The organism is Pseudomonas sp. LS2P72 (genome assembly GCF_054897865.1).
The window spans coordinates 4569205-4586200 of the sequence record NZ_CM142708.1; the positions used below are offsets into that span (position 1 = coordinate 4569205).

Here is a 16996-nt window from a genome sequence, read left to right on the forward strand (position 1 = left end):
CCTCACGCTACGGTTCGCGCGCGGTTCGCGGATGGACTGCGGCTGGCCGGGTTGCCCGAATGACCGATTGCAGCGTTAAAATCCGACAGGTTTGGTTTACATTTATGAGAAGGATCAAGGTATGTCCAGGCTCGACAACTCCCTGCAAGACACCGCCGCGCCTGAAGGCGTTTGTTACGGCTGCGGCAGCAGTAATCCGCACGGGCTTCACATCAAGAGCTTCTGGCATGAGGACGGCGTGCATGTCATGGCCGAGCACTTGCCTGACGCCAAGTATTGCGGCTGGCCGGATCTGGTTTACGGCGGGCTGACAGCGATGCTGGTTGACTGCCATTCAAACTGGACGGCGATGGCTTATCACTACCGTACGGAACACCGCGAAGCTGGAAGCCTCCCACGCATCAATTGCGTCACTGGCAACCTTGGCATCAAGTTCATCAAACCGACCCCGATGGGTGTACCGCTGACCCTGCGTGCGAAAGTCGAAGGTGAAGTCGGACGCAAAACTCGCGTCATCTGCGAGGTATACGCCGGGGAAGTGCTCACGGCGATTGGAGACTCCGTTTTTGTTCGCGTAGATACCGAGCAACTGGCAGCGGTTGCTCATAGTCGGTAGGTTGCCTCTTCGCAAGCACCAAGGACAACCTGGCTGAACGCATGCAGTGCTTTCATGGCTGGATGCGGCCAGCCAAATCGAACATTCAGTTTAAGGCGCCTTACACCATCCATTTTATTGGGCCTCCATGTGGCTGACGGGGAGAAAGCCTTGCTCACGATTTCACGCCTGTTTCAGATCAATAGTCTCTCTTCCTGAAGGGCTTGAATCGGCCAAAAGCAGTCAGTGGACAGACTAGGTGTAACCTGATCGCCGCGTTGCGCCATCGTTGTCGACCAACCGGACTGGGGGCAGTTGCACCATTTTATTCGTGCATAGGTAATTGCCTGTTGTATTTCTTGTGCGCGCAGTTAGAACCAGTTGCCGCCCACAGGCAATGCCAGCCGCTCGACAGAAGTCGCAATTCAATCCCGAGCATCTTGTCATTTGCCAAGGCTTAGGGCAGGGTCGATACCACTGAGATCTCTGCCAAAGGAGTCACGCCATGTCAAAGCTATATCCCAGTATCGATCCCGAGGGGCTGGTCGAGTACTCAGTGGTCTACACCGACCGCTCGCTCAACCACATGTCGCAGTCATTTCAAGGCGTGATGAAGAACATTTCCAGGACCCTGAAACAGGTCTACAACGCCCAGGCTGTTGCGGTGGTCCCGGGCAGCGGCACATTCGGCATGGAAGCGGTGGCGCGGCAGTTTGCCACCGACCAGCAATGCCTGGTGATACGCAACGGCTGGTTCAGTTATCGCTGGAGCCAGATCCTTGAGATGGGCAACATCCCGGCGGCCACTACGGTGCTGAAAGCCCGACCGGTCGACACGGGTCGCCAGGCTGCCTACGCCCCACCCCCTCTGGACGAAGTGCTGGCAGCCATTGCGGCGCAGAAGCCGCAGATTGTCTTCGCTCCCCACGTTGAAACCTCATCAGGGATTATCCTGCCCGACGAGTACCTGCGGGCCGTCGGCGACGCCGTGCATGCGGTGGGTGGCCTGTTCGTGCTGGACTGCATCGCCTCAGGCACGCTTTGGGTTGATATGCACAAATGCGCAGTCGACCTGCTGATCAGCGCACCGCAGAAAGGTTGGAGCGCCTCCCCTTGCTGCGCCTTGGTGATGCTCAGTTCTTTGGCCCTCGAGCGCATCGAACAGACGCATAGCAGCAGCTTCGCCTGCGATTTGAAAAAGTGGCTTCAGATCATGCAGGCCTACGAACAGGGCGGACATGCCTACCATGCGACCATGCCCAGCGATTCCCTCGCGCGGTTTAACGAAGTGATGAAAGAGACGCAAGCCTACGGTTTCGACAAGGTCCGCGGCGAACAACAGGCTCTGGGCGATCGGGTGCGCGCAATGTTGACCGGCAAAGGCATCAAAAGCGTGGCCGCAGCCGGCTTTCAGGCCCCTGGCGTAGTGGTGAGCTACACCGATGATGCCGACATCAAGAGCGGCAAGAAATTTGCCGATCATGGCCTACAGATCGCCGCCGGAGTGCCGTTGCAATGTGACGAACCGGCCGACTTCCAGACCTTCCGCATCGGTCTGTTCGGACTCGAAAAGCTGCACAATATCGAGCGCACGGTCAGCACCCTCGAGCAGGCACTGGACGAGGTGATGGTTAACTAAGCCCTTATCGTGCCCGCAGCAGATACCGAACTTGTGAATTCAAGGAAGGCATCCTGCCCTGGGCCCTGTCGGCCCATGGCGCTGATCTTCGACGAATGTGACGCTGGTCGTCGGGACTTCATGTTAGCCGTCGTTTTTTTTCGGCGCGGGTTTGCCCCATGCATTTGATCTGACGGCTCTCTCCTGGCCAGAAGTCATCTTCATTACCGCGCTCGGCATCGGGATCGACCTGCTGAGCGCTTTGGAGGTGCCTGCATTTGTTCGGTGTTCGTTGACCATAAGTTCCAGGCGATGAACAGGATAAAGGCAACGCCGAGCCATTTCACCGCGATGAAGACCAACTTAAACTGCGGGGCCAGTGCTGCAAGTCCGAGGGTGGCGACCAGCAGCCCAGGCAAACTGATCTGCAGGCCGCGTTGACGTCGAGGTGCGTGGCTAATTCAGGATGAACAGGTCCCCTTCCACATCCGTATCGCCGTGTTTACGACTCTGCGCCGCAGAGTCGTAGAGGATCAGCAGGACCTCCCCAGGCTGCTCGCCCGATTGGAACAGACACATGCCCTCAGCGTGATCGTTGCCTTGCCCAAAAGGCACCTCCAGCACCTTCTCCAATTGATCCGTAAAGACCACGCTTTCCTCGTCGGACGCGAAACCGCCGCGCCAGCGGAAGACCGTTACCGGACCATCCTGGTCCATGGTGGGACCCGCCAGGATCAGCAGATCGTCACCGCTAGTGCACAGGTCACGCAAGCCCAGACCATTTAGCGCGAAGAAGTGCTTGCGATAACGGCGCCCATCCGGACCGATCTTCTTAAGCACCAGCGTGTCAGTCGAGGCGTCGTTCAGCTCAGGTTCGATCTCCAGCAACACAGCCCAGCCGCGAAGGACCGGTCCACGTAGCCCTAGCAGAAGACGCGAGCCAATCACCACCAACCCTTCGATATCGAAGCCGTTGTCTTTACCCGGGATACTCAGGAAGTCGCGTAGTTGAGGATCTTCAGCAATGGCCGTGGTCAGGTCGTTACTGACCTCGTTGCCATGTAGCTGCGCCGCCGTACGTCCATCGGCCTCCACCTTCCTGGCGAGTGCATAGCCGTCGTTCTGCCGGACCACAGGGATGCGGGCCAGCAGAAAGCGATTGCCCTGCGCCTCTACCGTCGATAGGCGTTTGATATTCTTCTGTGCAGGAGTGCCGGCCTCGGCCTTCTTTCGCTTCAGGCTATGGGAGCCCACCAACCAGAGGTAACCACTGTCATGGGTATAGGCCAACCCCTCGATATCGATCTCGGCGTCTTGCTTCGGTAGGGGCAGATCCAAATACTCCAGGAGCTGAAACGATTGGTGCTCATCGCACCTTACGACGTCGCCGGGCGCAGCATCCTGGATTTTCAGGCGTTCCAGGCTCGTGGTTTCGTCGTTCGCCACCCAGAGTGTGTCGTCAATCTGCTGAGCGACCGAAAGGCCATCGCGCAACGACGCAAACGCCGGATCAAAGCTCAACAGCGCAAAATTGCTTCGGTGGCTCATGAGCGGTCTCCTGTCTTTATGGCGCGGCGCGCCGGTTATTCAGAACCGGCTTTCGAGCGTGTTCTTCGTCCAGTGCATGCACTCATTCTAGCCGACCCGTCCACCGCTGATGGCTTAGGTCCTTTCGCTGCAGCTGCTAAGCAACCCGGATTAGTTCCCTCAACTCCAAAAATAGCCGACTAACGGTGACCCCCGTAGGCACAAAGCCTGCAATAACCACTTCGGCGAACATTTGACGTCAATCTACCGCCATACGGGTTTCCTAATCAGCAGACCCAATTGACACAGCTCAATAGCGTCGGTTCGAGCGCAACTGTGGCCGCAACATTCCCCGCATACAGGATTATTGACATGATCGACCTCGCCACCTGGAATTTAAGCATCCCTGAAGGCAGCCCACCGGCCACCATAGAAACGCCTCGACTGGCGCAAGGCTTCAAGGACCAGTATTTCAGTTCTGAAGCCGCTACCCTTTCCTTCTGGGCACCTGTGACCGGTTCCAGGACAGCCAACGCTGTTTACCCGCGCAGCGAGTTGCGGGAAACCTATAGCGATGGAACGCTGCGCAACTGGCAGTATTCAGCAGCGGATAACAAACTGCGGGCGAGTCTGGCCGTCAATCAGGTACCCAGCACCGGCAAGATCGTGATTGGTCAGATTCACAACAAGGACAGCAACAGCCCCATGGTGAAGCTGGAATACCAGTACAAAACGTCAGCTTCGACGGGGAACATTGTCGCCAAGGTGCGCATGCGTCCCGACGATGAAGTGGGCCAGGTCATCACCATTGCGACGGGGGTGCCGCTCAACCGCAACTTTTCCTACCAGATCCACCTCAGCCCGAAGGGCGCGCTGGGCATCAGCGCAGCAGGATACAACTGGAGAACCACCATCGACCCGAGCTGGAAGACCAAACCACTGTATTTCAAAGCGGGTGCGTATGTGCAGGACAACACCGGCTATCCCACCGAGGGCGGAAAAGTGACGTTCAAGATGCTGGAGATCCAACACAACATTTAGTCGCTTCTTTAGGTCACTACCATTGGCACGCCGATCCGAAGGGTGAAGACTGCGATTGTTGGCACGCTTTCAGCCTTGGTGATCGGCTTGATGATTTCGACAGCGAACAATTCTTTCTCAACGCGATCGAGTGAAGTATCCAGGATCGCCGTCGACATCGTTCGTCTCAACCGCGTGATGCAGCGCTACGGGCCAGAAGCGGATTATGCGCGTGTCAAACTGCGCACCTACGCTGAAGCGAAAATGCAGGAGTTGTTCCCGGCGGCAGGGGAACAGTCAGCGTCAATTGAAGCAACTGTCCGGATGATGGAGGCGACACAGGAATCGATTCTTTTGCTTGTTCCGACTGATCCGAGACAGCGCTGGCTTCGCTCCCAGGCGCTCACGCTTTCGGACGATGTATTACAGGCGCGCTGGCTGCTGGCGGAACAGCGTGCCAGCAACATTCCAATGCCGTTCCTGATCCTGCTGATCTTTTGGCTTAGCCTTGTTTTCGCCAGCTTCGGCTTGTTCGCACCTCGCAATGCCACGACTATCGTCGTTTTCTCCCTCTGTTCGGTTGCGGTTTCGGGTGGCATCACAATGATTCTGGAATTGGACTCGCCCTTCTCCGGCCTCGTCCATGTCTCCGGTGAGCCGATGCGCCAAGCGCTGGCCGAGATCATCCGTTGATCAATTAGTCGAGGATGGGGTCGAACAGCAGCCCCATGCAGGTAGCGAAGACCATTTCCAGTGACAGCAACTGACTGGCCAGTGTCATGGGAAGGCGTTGGGAAGCGATGGTCCAGGCCCATGCGCCGCCAATTGACGCAACGGCCGCCAGTACAAAAGCGGGAAGGTAAAGGTGGCTGATCGCGCTTTGCCCGAAACCGAGCATGGGAGCATTGAACACATCCATGGCCGTACCCACCGGGATGAACAGGAGCGTTTGCAGGCTGCCTCCAATCATCATGGCGGTCCAGACCCAGGCATTCATGCCGGGCTTTTTATCAGCGCTTCTTTGATTGGCCAGCCCAAACCAGACCCACAGTGCGACCGCCGCGAGTGACGCACCAATCCCGAGCGCCAGGGTGGTGGGTGATTGCCCCTCGAACCGGGCGATGCTCTGGCCGTTGACCAGGAGCAATCCGAGCACGGCCAGTGCAAAAGGCACTTGAAGCTAGCGCGCCAGCCGCATATCGGGCAGTCCAGCCATCATTCCGGTCCGCAACTGGTGGTGGTCGAGCAGATGCCGAAACAACAAGATGATCAGTAGTTCGAACAAGCGATCCAGCGCCGCCTCCCGGCCACAATGCTCGCCTGCCGCCTCACTGAACATCCATTTCAGGGTATCGGCCAGCAGCGGTAGCTCATCCAGGGACAGCACCAGACAATCGGGTAACGAAGCGGACAACGGGTTATCGACTCCGCCCTCAAACTTCATCGACGCACACAAGAGTTGAGCCCCCCCGGGCTCACCGGCGAACAGTTGATGCCGGCTTGGGCGTGGCAGAAAAATCAGACTGGGCCGGGTGAGCAGCAAGTCCTTGCGATCAGCCCCCTGCAAAGTGACGCTACCTGCCTGCAGCAGGTGAATATGGCCGCGCTGGTCAGCGCCATCGTATGACGCCATGCCGCAAAGATTGCCGTTGTAAAACAGGCTTGCGCGCACGCCGAACTGTGACAACAACGTAGACAAGCGATCCATAGGCAAACTCCGGCGCTTTTATTCGTCGTGATTGTAGCCGTAGCACCCTACCAAGCCACGGTGTTGGCTGAGCGGTACAGCCGACGACAGGAGGATCATTGCCAGCGTCGATAGTCACCATCAACTCAATGAAGTTCTCATAAAAAATCCGCGGCGTAACATCAGCGCCAGACCCCACAACTACACCCCGGAGCACACCATCATGAAACGCCAAATCCTTCTCAGCATCGCTTTCTCGGTTTTTGCAGTTAACGCTTTCGCCGCTACCTCTGCTCACCCGGTTGTCGCTGAAGGCGGCTCGGATCGTTTGATTGAAAGTCGTGTGGCTGAGGGTGGTTCGGATCGTTTGATCGAAAATCGTGTTGCCGAAGGTGGTTCGGATCGTCTGATCGAGAACCGCGTCGCTGAAGGTGGCTCCGATCGTCTGATCGAGAACCGCGCTGTATAAATGAATGGCTTTACCGAAGCACTCAACGAAAAGCCCGGCCTGACAAGCCGGGCTTTTTCGTGCACAAAATAAATCGATCCCTGCTTAATGCCTCCGCCGCACCTGTGATACATAACACCTGATTGTGAGTCCCGTACCCAATGAGGTTTGCCCATGCTCCATTCCCCACGCTTACCGCAACTGCTGACTTGCGTCGTCCTCGGTTTACTCGCCAGCAGCGCACAGGCCAGCGCGCCCTCCCCGGCACCCGATAGCTTGCAACCGCTGCTGGTAACGTTGAACGAGCGCCTGAGCATTGCTGATCTTGTGGCGCTGACCAAGTGGGACAGTGGCAAACCGATCCAGGACAGTGCCCGGGAGGCACAAGTCATCGCCAACGCCAGGAAACTGGCCGTTGAGCGCAATCTGGACCCGGACGAAGTAGCCGAATTGATCGCCGCACAGATCGAAGCCAACAAGCTGGTGCAATACGGGCTGGTGGCCCAATGGCGAGCGGCTGGCAAGGCGCCTGACACGCCGCGGCCGGACCTCGCCAAGCAAATCCGGCCACAGCTCGATGAGCTGCAAAACCGCCTGTTGAAGCAATACGCCGCCTTCGCGCCCTACCGCAAAGACCCGCAATGCGCGGACTGGCTAGCCAAAGAACGATCCAGCCTGATCAAGGACGGTCTGCATGGTCAGGCACTGATACGCGCCACCGGGGAACTGTGCGTCGCGAACCGATGACAAGGTAACCCAACAACAAAAATACAGGAGTTGAAAATGTCTGAACCTAAACTGCATCCCAAAGCCGCAGAATCCCTGACCCAGTGGCACGACATGATCCGCGAGGGTGACTTGAGCGCCTTGCCCGATTTGTTGGACCCACGGGCGATATTCCGCTCCCCGATGGCTCACACGCCTTACCCGGGGGCAGCCGTGGTATCGATGATTCTCAACACGGTCATCGAGGTATTTGAGGACTTTGTCTACCACCGGGAACTGTCGACCGCAGACGGGTTGAGCGTCGTCCTGGAGTTCAGCGCCAACGTCGGCGGAAAACAGTTAAAGGGCATCGACATGATCCGGTTCAATGAACAAGGAAAAATCGTCGAGTTTGAGGTGATGGTCCGTCCCTTGAGTGGCCTGCAAGCCTTGGGTGAGCAAATGGGACAACGCCTTGGCGCTTACCTGGCGGCCAGCAAAGCCTGAAGACGTTGCATCGCCCTGGGCGATGCCTCTGCTCCCGGCTTGGTGTTAAATAGAGTGCGAAACGCAGCGCAACGAGAACGCCGATGAATATCCATTTTGAGATTAGTGATGTCCCTGAGCCCAACATTCAGCGCGATGGCAACATTCATCGCGTCGCCCATCAGCAGACGGTGGTAACAGCATGATCGAGGTCACCGAAGTTTCCATTGCCGAACTGCGTGCTGCGCTCGAGTCTGGCCGAACCACTGCGGTTGAGCTGGTCCAGGCCTATCTCGCCAGGATTGATGCCTACGACGGTCCCGACACGCCCACCGTCCTCAACGCGGTGGTGGTTCGAAATCCCGAGGCGCTGAGCGAGGCGCAGGCCTCCGATGCTCGTCGAGCCAAGGGCGAGACGCTGGGTCCGCTCGATGGCATTCCCTATACGGCCAAGGACAGTTACCTGGTGAAGGGGCTCACTGCCGCCTCCGGCAGTCCGGCCTTCGCGAACCTGATTGCTTATCGCGATGCGTTCACGATCGAACGGCTTCGCGCTGCTGGCGCGATTTGCCTGGGCAAAACCAATATGCCGCCGATGGCAAACGGCGGCATGCAGCGCGGGGTCTACGGCCGCGCGGAAAGCCCGTACAACGCTGACTATCTCACCGCCCCCTTCGCCTCGGGTTCATCGAACGGCGCCGGTACGGCAACTGCCGCCAGTTTCGCGGCATTCGGCCTCGCGGAAGAAACCTGGTCGAGCGGACGCGGTCCTGCATCGAACAATGGTCTGTGTGCCTACACACCTTCACGCGGGGTAATTTCGGTGCGCGGCAACTGGCCGTTGACGCCGACGATGGACGTTGTCGTGCCGTTTGCCAGAACCATGGCCGACTTGCTCGAAGTGCTCGACGTGGTGGTGGCGGAAGATCCCGACACACGTGGCGATCTGTGGCGGATGCAACCGTGGGTGCCGATTCCGAGTGTCGCTTCGGTGCGTCCCGCTTCCTATGCCGAGTTGGCCGTGAAATCCGATGCACTGGCAGGAAAGCGCTTCGGCGTGCCGCGCATGTACATCAACGCGGATCCCGAAGCGGGCACGAGCGATGCGCCTGGCATCGGTGGTCCGACGGGGCAGCGAATCATCACCCGTCCTTCCGTGATCGGGCTCTGGGAAGAGGCGCGCAAAGCACTCGAAGCCGCTGGCGCCGAAGTCATCGAAGTCGATTTCCCGCTGGTGTCCAATTGCGAAGGTGATCGCCCCGGTGCACCGACCGTTTTTACGCGGGGCCTGGTGTCCAAAGAGTTCCTGCATCATGAGTTGTGGGACCTGTCGGCCTGGGCGTTCGATGATTTTCTGCGGGCCAATGGCGATCCCAAGTTGAACCGCCTGGCCGATGTCGACGGACCGCTGATTTTCCCCCACGACCCGGGCACGCTCCCCAACCGGGAGGACGACCTTGCCGCCGGCATGGACGAGTACGTGAAAATGGCCGAGCGCGGCATCACACCGTGGGACCAGATCACCACCGTTCCTGACGGACTGCGCGGACTTGAACAGACACGTCGAATCGATCTTGAGGACTGGATGGATCGGCTGGGACTCGATGCGGTTCTATTCCCGACGGTGGCCGACGTGGGTCCGGCGAATGCCGATGTCGATCCGAAGTCTGCGGATATCGCGTGGAGCAACGGCGTCTGGGTCGCCAACGGCAATCTTGCCATCCGGCACCTGGGCGTCCCCACGGTCACGGTGCCGATGGGCGTCATGCCGGACATCGGCATGCCCGTCGGGCTGACATTCGCCGGTCGTGCCTATGACGATTCGACGCTGTTGCGCCTGGCTTCGGCGTTCGAATCGATCGGAACAAAACGATTGATCCCGCCTCGCACCCCACCCTTGCCGGTTGGCCAACAATAGAAAGAGCGGGATCGGGGCGTTACACGCTCCAATCCCGTCCACTGGTTGAACGTCGCCCCGGAGTTCAGCGCTAACGTCGGCGCAAGAGTCTCAACGAGCGTTTTTCGGCGAAACGCGACGGCCATTCCATGGCACGCCTGACGGGGAACTTGCGGGCGATGTCCACAAAGGGCGTGACGATCAGGCTATAGAGCGTCAGGTAACGGTCGTGATCCTGTTTGCCGGTGCCGAACTGAATGGGCTCGGGCGTCGAGTGTGTGACGTAGAGCGTACCGAACATCCAGTCCCAGAGTGACAGGTTGGTACCGAAATTCTTGTTGAAGTGTCGGGGCGCGTCACTGTGATGAATCTGGTGCTGCGCGGGGCTGTTCAGCACATGTTCGACCACGGGCCCGAAAGAAAGCCAGACATGGCTGTGACGCAGGTTGGCCGCCAAGGCATTGAGGATCAGGACCATATACGTAACGCCGAACAAGGTGTACCGGCTGATCTCCCCGCCACAGGCGTACCAGAAGACACCGGCAAAAGCGCCGAGGAAGACGGTGTCAGTCAGTTTCTCAACCATTTTTTCCACAAAGTGAATCCGGCTTGCCGTCGCCGGCACCAGGACGGGCGCGGAATGATGGACTTTGTGGAACGCCCACAGATACCGGGAATGAAAGGCGCGATGGCCCCAGTAATGGATGAAGTCTTTCACCAGAAACACGCCGAGCCCGTAGAGCAAGGAAAGTAAGAGGTTCTGCCCCACCTGCGCGCGCGCGCCCCAAAGATTGTTGAAAAACGAGAGGTAGTCGCCGGAACGCAGGACGTACGGGTCGACCAGGCCAACAATGGGCAGTACCAGCGCGATCTTCAGAATGGCCCGCACGAAGTAGTACCGGTAATCCAGCAATGCCGAGGGATGAAAATGAACCCGGTGCCCGCCGATGAACTGCCAGAAAGAACGTGCGTCGGTCAGCCCGCGATATTTTCTGAAGCGGTACAGGCTGTAGGCGATGCTGTAGGACACGCAGAGAAACACGATGCTGAAGCGGCCGTTCAGATCGAAAATGCCAAGAAACTGATCCGTGACAGGCTCGATCACCCACTTGATCAGGTAGTCATACAGAAGCGCGAGAACATCCATTAACGGCTGCCCCTCCGTCAAAAGGGGGAATTGTAAATCAGATCAGAACCACCGAGTGCTCCGCGTCTGGCGAATGCCCTCGAAAGTCGCAAAGTACTACTGCGGCTGAAACGTCTGAAGGTACGCCAACAGGTTGTCGATCTTTTCCGGGTCGCTGAGCCCCCAGAAAATCATGCGGGTGCCGGGCACCACTTCTTTTGGATCTTCTAGATACGCAGTTAGGGTTTCACGGGTCCAGACGATACCGGCTGATTTCATCGCATCGGAATACTGGTAATCCGTGGTGCTGCCTGAAGGGCGGCCAAAAATGCCATTGAGTTGCGGCCCGAATGAACCGCGCGCCGACTCCCCGACCTGATGGCAGCCGCCGCATATCCGCTTGAACAGTGTCGCACCCGCTTCAGCATCGCCGGCCGCGTGTGCTTGCGCGCCGAATATTCCAGCATTGAGCACCAGGGCCAAGGTGAGTGCGGCGGATTTCTTCATGTAGGGTTCCGGATCAGTAGGTGCTCAAAGCACAAGCTCGCGGAGATTTCACCATGATCGTCTATCCTGTGCACCCCGAATCTACGATTGCCACGATTTCACCGGAGACATCAGTGCCGCCCCTGACCGCCCGCGAGGTTTACCAGCAGTTGCGCGACGCCGCGCTGGAAGTTCGATTTTTAAAGCGCCTCGACGAACAACCCGAGCCGGGCCAGGTGCAAGTCGATATCGAGGGCTGGCGCCTGACCCTCGACTTCGACGGCACTCACCTTCTCCACTGCCAACGTTGCCAAAGCCCGGACGGTCGCGAGGGCGTGCTCGACAGCTGGCAACGTTACGGCACCGACCCGGTCAGTCTGCTCAGCACCTGGGAGCTGGCGCAGATCGAGCGCCTGAGCACTGCACTCACCCAATAACGCCCGCAAACCGCTTCAACGAAAACGCCGACAGATCCAGATCACTGCTGCCCCGCAAGCACCACTGCGCCAGTGCCTCGCCCAGCGCAGCGGAATGCTTGAAGCCGTGTCCCGAACAGGCGGACACCACCAAGGTATTTTTCAGTAACGGGTGCTCGTCGATGATGAAGTGACTGTCCGGTGTGACGGTGTAGGCACACACCGCCGATTTGACGACCCGCGAGCTGACGCCAGCAATCTTGCCGCGCACATGGGTGTCGAACATCTCGCGTGCTTCGGCGTCGCTGACGGATCTGTCCAGCGTGTCGGGTGAAGTCTCTTCACTGTATTGCTCGGTGCCGACCTTCAGACTGCCCTCGCCGGGCAACGGCGGAAACCCATAGACAGAGTCTTCATCACCTGGCCCGTGAGAATAAATAAAGGTCGGTGACAGCGGTGCGAACCGGGCGTTCTCCTCCAGTTCGAACCAGAACAGCTTTTGACGACACACCCGCAGCAACCGGTCGAAAGGCTCCCCGAGCAAGCCCTTGGACCACATGCCGGCGCTGATCACGACCTTATCGGCGAGGATAGTTCGCTGATTGGTAATGACGGTGACGCCCTGCTCGTCCGAGGTGATTTGCATGACGGTTTCGCCCTTCAGCAGCGTCGCGTCCAGTTCCTCGGCGAGCTTGAGCTGTACCGCGATGCATCGCTCGGGACGGACATAACCGCCTCCCGGTTCGAAGTAGCCGACTGCCGTGTCCAGCACCGGTGAAAACTGCGGGAATTGCTGACGAATCTGTTGGGCCGACAACACCTCGTGCTCAATGTCATGGGTGTTCGCGAGATGAAGGGTGCTGTGGGTGAAGTCATGTTCATCGTCAGCGTCATACGTGGGGCTGGAAGTCATGACCAACACGCCACACTGCTCGAACAATGACTCACCGGACAGCGCTTCGAGTTCGCGCCAGATTTTGTGGGAGTTGCGGACGATGGGCAGATATTCGGCGCCCTCCCCGACCGAGAGCCGGGTGATGCGCGTATCGCCATGGCTGGAACCTTGATCGTGGGGAGGATGATGGCGGTCGATACCCACCACCTTGACGCCGGATTTCGCCAGCTGATACAGGGTGGCGGCGCCCATTGCGCCCATACCGAGAACCGCTACTTCACACCGAAGATCCATCTATGCCCCCGCCGAAACCGACTCGTTGAAAAGCCACCAGCATAGGCCAAGAATTGTGGGTTGCCAGGGCTTTTCAGTATTCCCGGGAGGCACCGTTCATCTGATCAAAAACGCGGTTTGACCGCCTTCCAGTCCGGCTTGTAACGCTGCATCTGTTTCACGTCATCGCGCTGGCGAATGCCGCACGTCAGGTACTGATCGTGCAGCTTGCCCAGTTGATCGTGATCCAGTTCCAGACCCAACCCGGGCGCGCGGGTGATTTCAGGGATGTGGAGCAAAGTATCACCGTCGCCTTCAGTCGCCCGGCAGTACCTGCGCGTCATGAGGTCTGTGCGCAAGCCGCACTTGCCCAGGGCTTCAGCGTCAGTGAAGCCACCTGGCAACGTCTCAAGCAGCTGGCCGAACAGGTACTGGTCGAAAGTACCGAGTCCTCGCGCCGCCACGGCGCAGGTGGCGGCAGCGATGCCGATTGAAAAACCCCGTCCCCTTCACTGAGTAATACCCCAATGAAATATGCGATCAAGACCGACCTTTTCGCGTCTAAAGCCCCGCTTGAATGGGCCGTCGTCGGCAATGGCACCCTCTACACCGCCCAGATCCCCATCGATGCCAGCGGCCAGGTGGTAGCCGGCGGCATCGAGGCGCAGGCGCAGCAGACCCTTGCTAACCTGCGCCATACCATGGAGGCGGCGGGCACATCGCTGGAAGCGGTGACCCAGGTGTTGATCTACGTCACCGACCGTAGCTACCTGGCCCCCGTCAACGCAGCCTACGCGCAGTATTTCCAGGCGCCCTACCCCAACCGCGCGGCCATTGTGGTGGCGGGGCTGGCACGCGAGGAGATGCTGGTTGAGATGGTGGTGTACGCCTGTTTGCAGTGAGCTACCTGTAGTCATACACCAAGCGTAGCTGATCAAACCCCAGGTACAGTGAAGGTAAAACCTTCCTGGGAATCGATCGTTGACTGCCTGCCACGACAGGCAGCTTGGAGTCGATTTTCTGCCCGTCAAGACAGGCATCAATCGGCCCAGAAGCAGCCCTGTATGCCAAGACGCGCATTGCTCGGCGCAGCACCTGGCATCAACTGGATTGATCGACGACCTTAATCTGCGTCAATCCTACCAGCTCAGCCTGCTCTAAAATCTCCTCCGGCGTCGCGTCCGCGGTGGGCATGATGAGGCTGTTTTCTCCATCCCCAAAATGCAGCTGTAGCAGGTGCATCGCCGCCTCATGTACGGACAACTGAGGCTGCTTGAGTTCAAATATGTGTGTGCGGGGCTCGCCGTTGAACAGGTATGCCAGTGTGTATTTGTGCATGGTGAGAACCTCCAGACGAATTAATGCAACAAATCGATTGCCGTCAGTGATGACAGTCAGCAATCGGCTAAAAGCTGCCTCTGACGACGAACCCCGCCGTTGCACAGTGGTCCAAACTTCTGACGGCGTCGCGACTGATCAAAGGCCTTGGGCCCGCGTCATTCAAAAGCGACGTTTTGCCATTCACACACATCAGGGTGCGCCGGATAACGTTCAGTAGGTTCGGAACCTGTCTGGTGCAGGCGCTGACTGCTGCTCCCATCCCCTGCTCCCTTACCGGAGTACGAAAATGACTCAGTCAATGCGCTTCTTCCTATCGATCTTCCTCGCGACAGCATCATTGGCATCAGCGAGCCTCCTGAACAATGCAGGTGCGGCAACCGCCGAGGACCTGAATGCCGACTCCCAGCAAGCGTTGCAAACGCTTTACAAGACCACCCCATCTGCCAAAACCATTTCGCAGAATGCCAAAGCGGTGCTGGTCTTCCCGAAAATCATCAAGGCCGGCCTTGTGTTTGGTGGCAGCTATGGCGAAGGCGTGCTGATGAAGGGCTCGCAAGTAGAGAATTATTACAACTCCGTAACCGGGTCCTGGGGACTACAAGCAGGCGCCCAGTCGTATGGCTATGCGGTTTTCCTGATGACTGACAAAGCCGTAAATTATGTTCGTGAGACCAAGGGTTGGGAAGTCGGCGTAGGACCCACCGTTGTATTGGTTGATGACGGGGTGGCGAAGAATCTGTCCAGCACGACAGTGAAGGACGATGCCTACGCGTTCATTTTCGACCAGCAGGGGTTAATGGCCGGGGTCAGCATCGAGGGAACGAAGATTTCCCTGATCAAGCGCTGAAAGCCTACCCTTCAAGGGGTCTGTCTTTTGAAGCGTGCCGCGTGGCTGCCCCCTCCCCCAAGGCGTCTTGTGTACCAGGCAAGACGCCCCTTTGGGGCTGGATACACGGCGAAATTCCTGGATTGTTGAGCGCTATCACCATCCTCGCCAAGAGGGGGCCTAATGAATCTTCTAACCCGATGTAAGGGTGCATGTATTGCTCTGGTGCTAGGCGTGGTTGTGCTTCTGACATTTGTGATTGGCTCCAGTGCTTTGCCGAGGATAGTGCCGGACATGGCTCACGCGACCTCTGCGCCAGTGCAAGTCGACGGGGTAAACGGACCTCTGTCAGCCGAGCGCAGCAAAGCCATTCTCGACCGACTCAAGTCCACCGGCGCAGAGACCAACATCTTCGATGTGCACCTCGCCATCGAAGAGTCCGTCTCCGGTAGCCCGCTAACGGAAGGAAACAAGGTCGACTTGCTGCAGGACGGCCCCAGCACCTACCAATCGATGATCAAAGCCATTGAAGCTGCGCGCGACCACATCAACATGGAGACCTATATCCTCGACGATGATGAAGTCGGTCAGCGTTTCGCCGCCGCACTGATCGCTCAGCAACACAAAGGCGTACAGGTCAATCTGATCCGTGACAGCGTCGGAACCCTCGGAACACCCTCAGCGTTTTTCTCTCGATTGACCGATGCGGGTATCAAAGTGCTGGAGTACAACCCCATCAACCCGGTGACGGCCAAAGCGGGTTGGGACGTGAACCAGCGCGATCACCGAAAGCTGCTGATAGTGGACGGCCGTATTGCCTTTCTCGGCGGGATCAACATCAGCAGCGTCTATTCGGGGGGCTCGTTCAGCTCACACTCGAAGACGCGTCCCAATGGTGATTTGCCCTGGCGCGATACCGACTTGCGCATCGAGGGGCCTGTGGTTGCAGACCTGCAGAAGCTGTTCATCGGAACCTGGACTGCCCAGAAAGGTGAACCACTCGCGCCTCGCCACTACTTTCCGCCGCTGGAGCGCAAAGGCACCGAGGTGATTCGCGCCATCGGCAGCTCCCCAGATGAGCCGTTCAGCCAGATCTATGCGACGTTGATTTCGGCGCTGCATAGCGCGCAGACCGAGATATGGCTGACTAACGCCTACTTTGTGCCCGATCCGCAGTTGTTGGCGGCACTCAAGGAGGCGGCAGCACGTGGCGTCGACGTCAAGCTGGTGCTGCCCAGTAGCACCGATTCGTGGCTGGTGTTCCATGCCGGACGCGCCTACTACAGCGAGCTGCTGGAGGCCAACGTCAAGCTTTACGAACGCCGTGATGCGCTTCTCCACGTCAAGGCTGCAGTCATCGATGGCGTGTGGTCGACTGTCGGCTCCACCAACCTCGACTGGCGCAGCTTCCTGCACAACGATGAAGTCAACGTCGTTGTGCTGGGCAGCGGGTTTGGAAAAAAGATGCAGGCGGCATTCATGGCTGATCTGGCCAAGTCGAACGAAATCGAGTTGGAAAAATGGCAGCGCCGCTCGCTCGTTTTGAGAGCCAAGGAGCAGATGGGGCGACTCTGGGAATATTGGCTATAAGTCGAGTGGCGCGGTTGAGAATGAGCAACGGAGCTCTGTGTGTTGCGCAATGGAATTGCC

General features: G+C 58.3%; 18 protein-coding genes and 3 pseudogenes. 13 read left to right on the forward strand and 8 right to left on the reverse strand.

What is annotated here, in order from left to right:
• The first annotated feature begins 121 nt into the window (after positions 1–121).
• A complete protein-coding gene (locus ACYZUA_RS20930) occupies positions 122–616 on the forward strand; it encodes a PaaI family thioesterase (RefSeq protein WP_461960440.1) in 495 nt (164 codons plus the stop codon).
• Positions 617–1100: 484 nt separating this feature from the next.
• A complete protein-coding gene (locus ACYZUA_RS20935) occupies positions 1101–2234 on the forward strand; it encodes an alanine--glyoxylate aminotransferase family protein (protein ID WP_461960441.1) in 1134 nt (377 codons plus the stop codon).
• Between the two features lie 435 nt (positions 2235–2669).
• Here ACYZUA_RS20935 and ACYZUA_RS20940 read toward each other — a convergent pair whose 3' ends face one another.
• Positions 2670–3761: a DUF3616 domain-containing protein gene (locus ACYZUA_RS20940; RefSeq protein ID WP_461960442.1), complete on the reverse strand. Its 1092-nt coding sequence runs from the start codon at positions 3759–3761 to the stop codon at positions 2670–2672.
• A gap of 351 nt (positions 3762–4112) precedes the next feature.
• Between ACYZUA_RS20940 and ACYZUA_RS20945 the strand changes: the two genes are divergently transcribed.
• A complete protein-coding gene (locus tag ACYZUA_RS20945) occupies positions 4113–4781 on the forward strand; it encodes a polysaccharide lyase family 7 protein (protein WP_461960443.1) in 669 nt (222 codons plus the stop codon).
• A 42-nt stretch (positions 4782–4823) separates the two neighbouring features.
• Positions 4824–5453 carry a bestrophin-like domain gene (locus ACYZUA_RS20950; protein WP_461960444.1) on the forward strand — a complete coding sequence of 210 codons (630 nt, stop codon included), beginning with the start codon at positions 4824–4826 and terminating at the stop codon, positions 5451–5453.
• A gap of 4 nt (positions 5454–5457) precedes the next feature.
• On the opposite strand, the gene ACYZUA_RS20955 is transcribed toward ACYZUA_RS20950, so the two are convergent.
• On the reverse strand, positions 5458–5934 hold the full coding sequence (locus ACYZUA_RS20955; protein WP_461960445.1) for a hypothetical protein: 477 nt from the start codon (positions 5932–5934) through the stop codon (positions 5458–5460).
• Positions 5935–5943: 9 nt separating this feature from the next.
• Positions 5944–6468: pseudogene (locus ACYZUA_RS20960) on the reverse strand (cupin domain-containing protein); the annotation flags it as partial.
• Between the two features lie 202 nt (positions 6469–6670).
• Between ACYZUA_RS20960 and ACYZUA_RS20965 the strand changes: the two are divergent.
• The 4 genes and pseudogenes from ACYZUA_RS20965 to ACYZUA_RS20980 all read left to right on the forward strand — a co-directional run.
• Positions 6671–6907 (forward strand): annotated as a pseudogene (locus ACYZUA_RS20965) (phage infection protein); the annotation flags it as partial.
• 162 nt (positions 6908–7069) lie between these two features.
• Positions 7070–7642 (forward strand): chorismate mutase, encoded by a 573-nt coding sequence (locus ACYZUA_RS20970; protein WP_461960446.1) that lies wholly within the window; start codon positions 7070–7072, stop codon positions 7640–7642.
• 36 nt (positions 7643–7678) lie between these two features.
• Positions 7679–8107: a nuclear transport factor 2 family protein gene (locus tag ACYZUA_RS20975; protein ID WP_461960447.1), complete on the forward strand. Its 429-nt coding sequence runs from the start codon at positions 7679–7681 to the stop codon at positions 8105–8107.
• Between the two features lie 181 nt (positions 8108–8288).
• Complete coding sequence (locus tag ACYZUA_RS20980) at positions 8289–10004, forward strand: amidase (RefSeq protein WP_461960448.1); 1716 nt, start codon at positions 8289–8291, stop codon at positions 10002–10004.
• A 70-nt stretch (positions 10005–10074) separates the two neighbouring features.
• On the opposite strand, the gene ACYZUA_RS20985 is transcribed toward ACYZUA_RS20980, so the two are convergent.
• Together ACYZUA_RS20985 and ACYZUA_RS20990 are read right to left on the reverse strand one after the other, a co-directional pair.
• Positions 10075–11130: a sterol desaturase family protein gene (locus ACYZUA_RS20985; RefSeq protein ID WP_461960449.1), complete on the reverse strand. Its 1056-nt coding sequence runs from the start codon at positions 11128–11130 to the stop codon at positions 10075–10077.
• 96 nt (positions 11131–11226) lie between these two features.
• The gene (locus ACYZUA_RS20990) at positions 11227–11616 is read right to left on the reverse strand and encodes a c-type cytochrome (RefSeq protein ID WP_461960450.1); all 390 of its coding nucleotides are present in this window, start codon (positions 11614–11616) and stop codon (positions 11227–11229) included.
• A gap of 113 nt (positions 11617–11729) precedes the next feature.
• Between ACYZUA_RS20990 and ACYZUA_RS20995 the strand changes: the two genes are divergently transcribed.
• On the forward strand, positions 11730–12032 hold the full coding sequence (locus tag ACYZUA_RS20995) for a DUF7693 family protein (RefSeq protein WP_461964071.1): 303 nt from the start codon (positions 11730–11732) through the stop codon (positions 12030–12032).
• On the opposite strand, the gene solA is transcribed toward ACYZUA_RS20995, so the two are convergent.
• Entirely contained in the window at positions 12022–13200 is a 1179-nt protein-coding gene (solA, locus tag ACYZUA_RS21000; protein ID WP_461960451.1) for an N-methyl-L-tryptophan oxidase, read from the reverse strand. The two genes, ACYZUA_RS20995 and solA, sit on opposite strands and share 11 nt — an antisense overlap.
• Before the next feature lie 104 nt (positions 13201–13304).
• A pseudogene (locus ACYZUA_RS21005) lies at positions 13305–13463 on the reverse strand (glucarate dehydratase); the annotation flags it as partial.
• A gap of 6 nt (positions 13464–13469) precedes the next feature.
• Here ACYZUA_RS21005 and ACYZUA_RS21010 point away from each other — a divergent pair.
• Together ACYZUA_RS21010 and ACYZUA_RS21015 are read left to right on the forward strand one after the other, a co-directional pair.
• Positions 13470–13673, forward strand: coding sequence for a hypothetical protein (locus ACYZUA_RS21010; protein ID WP_461960452.1), 204 nt, complete (start codon positions 13470–13472; stop codon positions 13671–13673).
• A gap of 33 nt (positions 13674–13706) precedes the next feature.
• The gene (locus ACYZUA_RS21015) at positions 13707–14081 is read left to right on the forward strand and encodes a RidA family protein (RefSeq protein ID WP_461960453.1); all 375 of its coding nucleotides are present in this window, start codon (positions 13707–13709) and stop codon (positions 14079–14081) included.
• A gap of 199 nt (positions 14082–14280) precedes the next feature.
• Here the strand turns inward: ACYZUA_RS21015 and ACYZUA_RS21020 are convergent, their stop codons facing one another.
• Positions 14281–14517: a hypothetical protein gene (locus tag ACYZUA_RS21020; protein ID WP_461960454.1), complete on the reverse strand. Its 237-nt coding sequence runs from the start codon at positions 14515–14517 to the stop codon at positions 14281–14283.
• A 289-nt stretch (positions 14518–14806) separates the two neighbouring features.
• Here ACYZUA_RS21020 and ACYZUA_RS21025 point away from each other — a divergent pair, with 289 nt between their 5' ends.
• Both ACYZUA_RS21025 and cls read left to right on the forward strand, forming a co-directional pair.
• Positions 14807–15367 carry a lipid-binding SYLF domain-containing protein gene (locus ACYZUA_RS21025; RefSeq protein ID WP_309676738.1) on the forward strand — a complete coding sequence of 187 codons (561 nt, stop codon included), beginning with the start codon at positions 14807–14809 and terminating at the stop codon, positions 15365–15367.
• A 273-nt stretch (positions 15368–15640) separates the two neighbouring features.
• Complete coding sequence (gene cls / locus ACYZUA_RS21030; protein ID WP_461960455.1) at positions 15641–16936, forward strand: cardiolipin synthase; 1296 nt, start codon at positions 15641–15643, stop codon at positions 16934–16936.
• Positions 16937–16996: the final 60 nt, after the last annotated feature.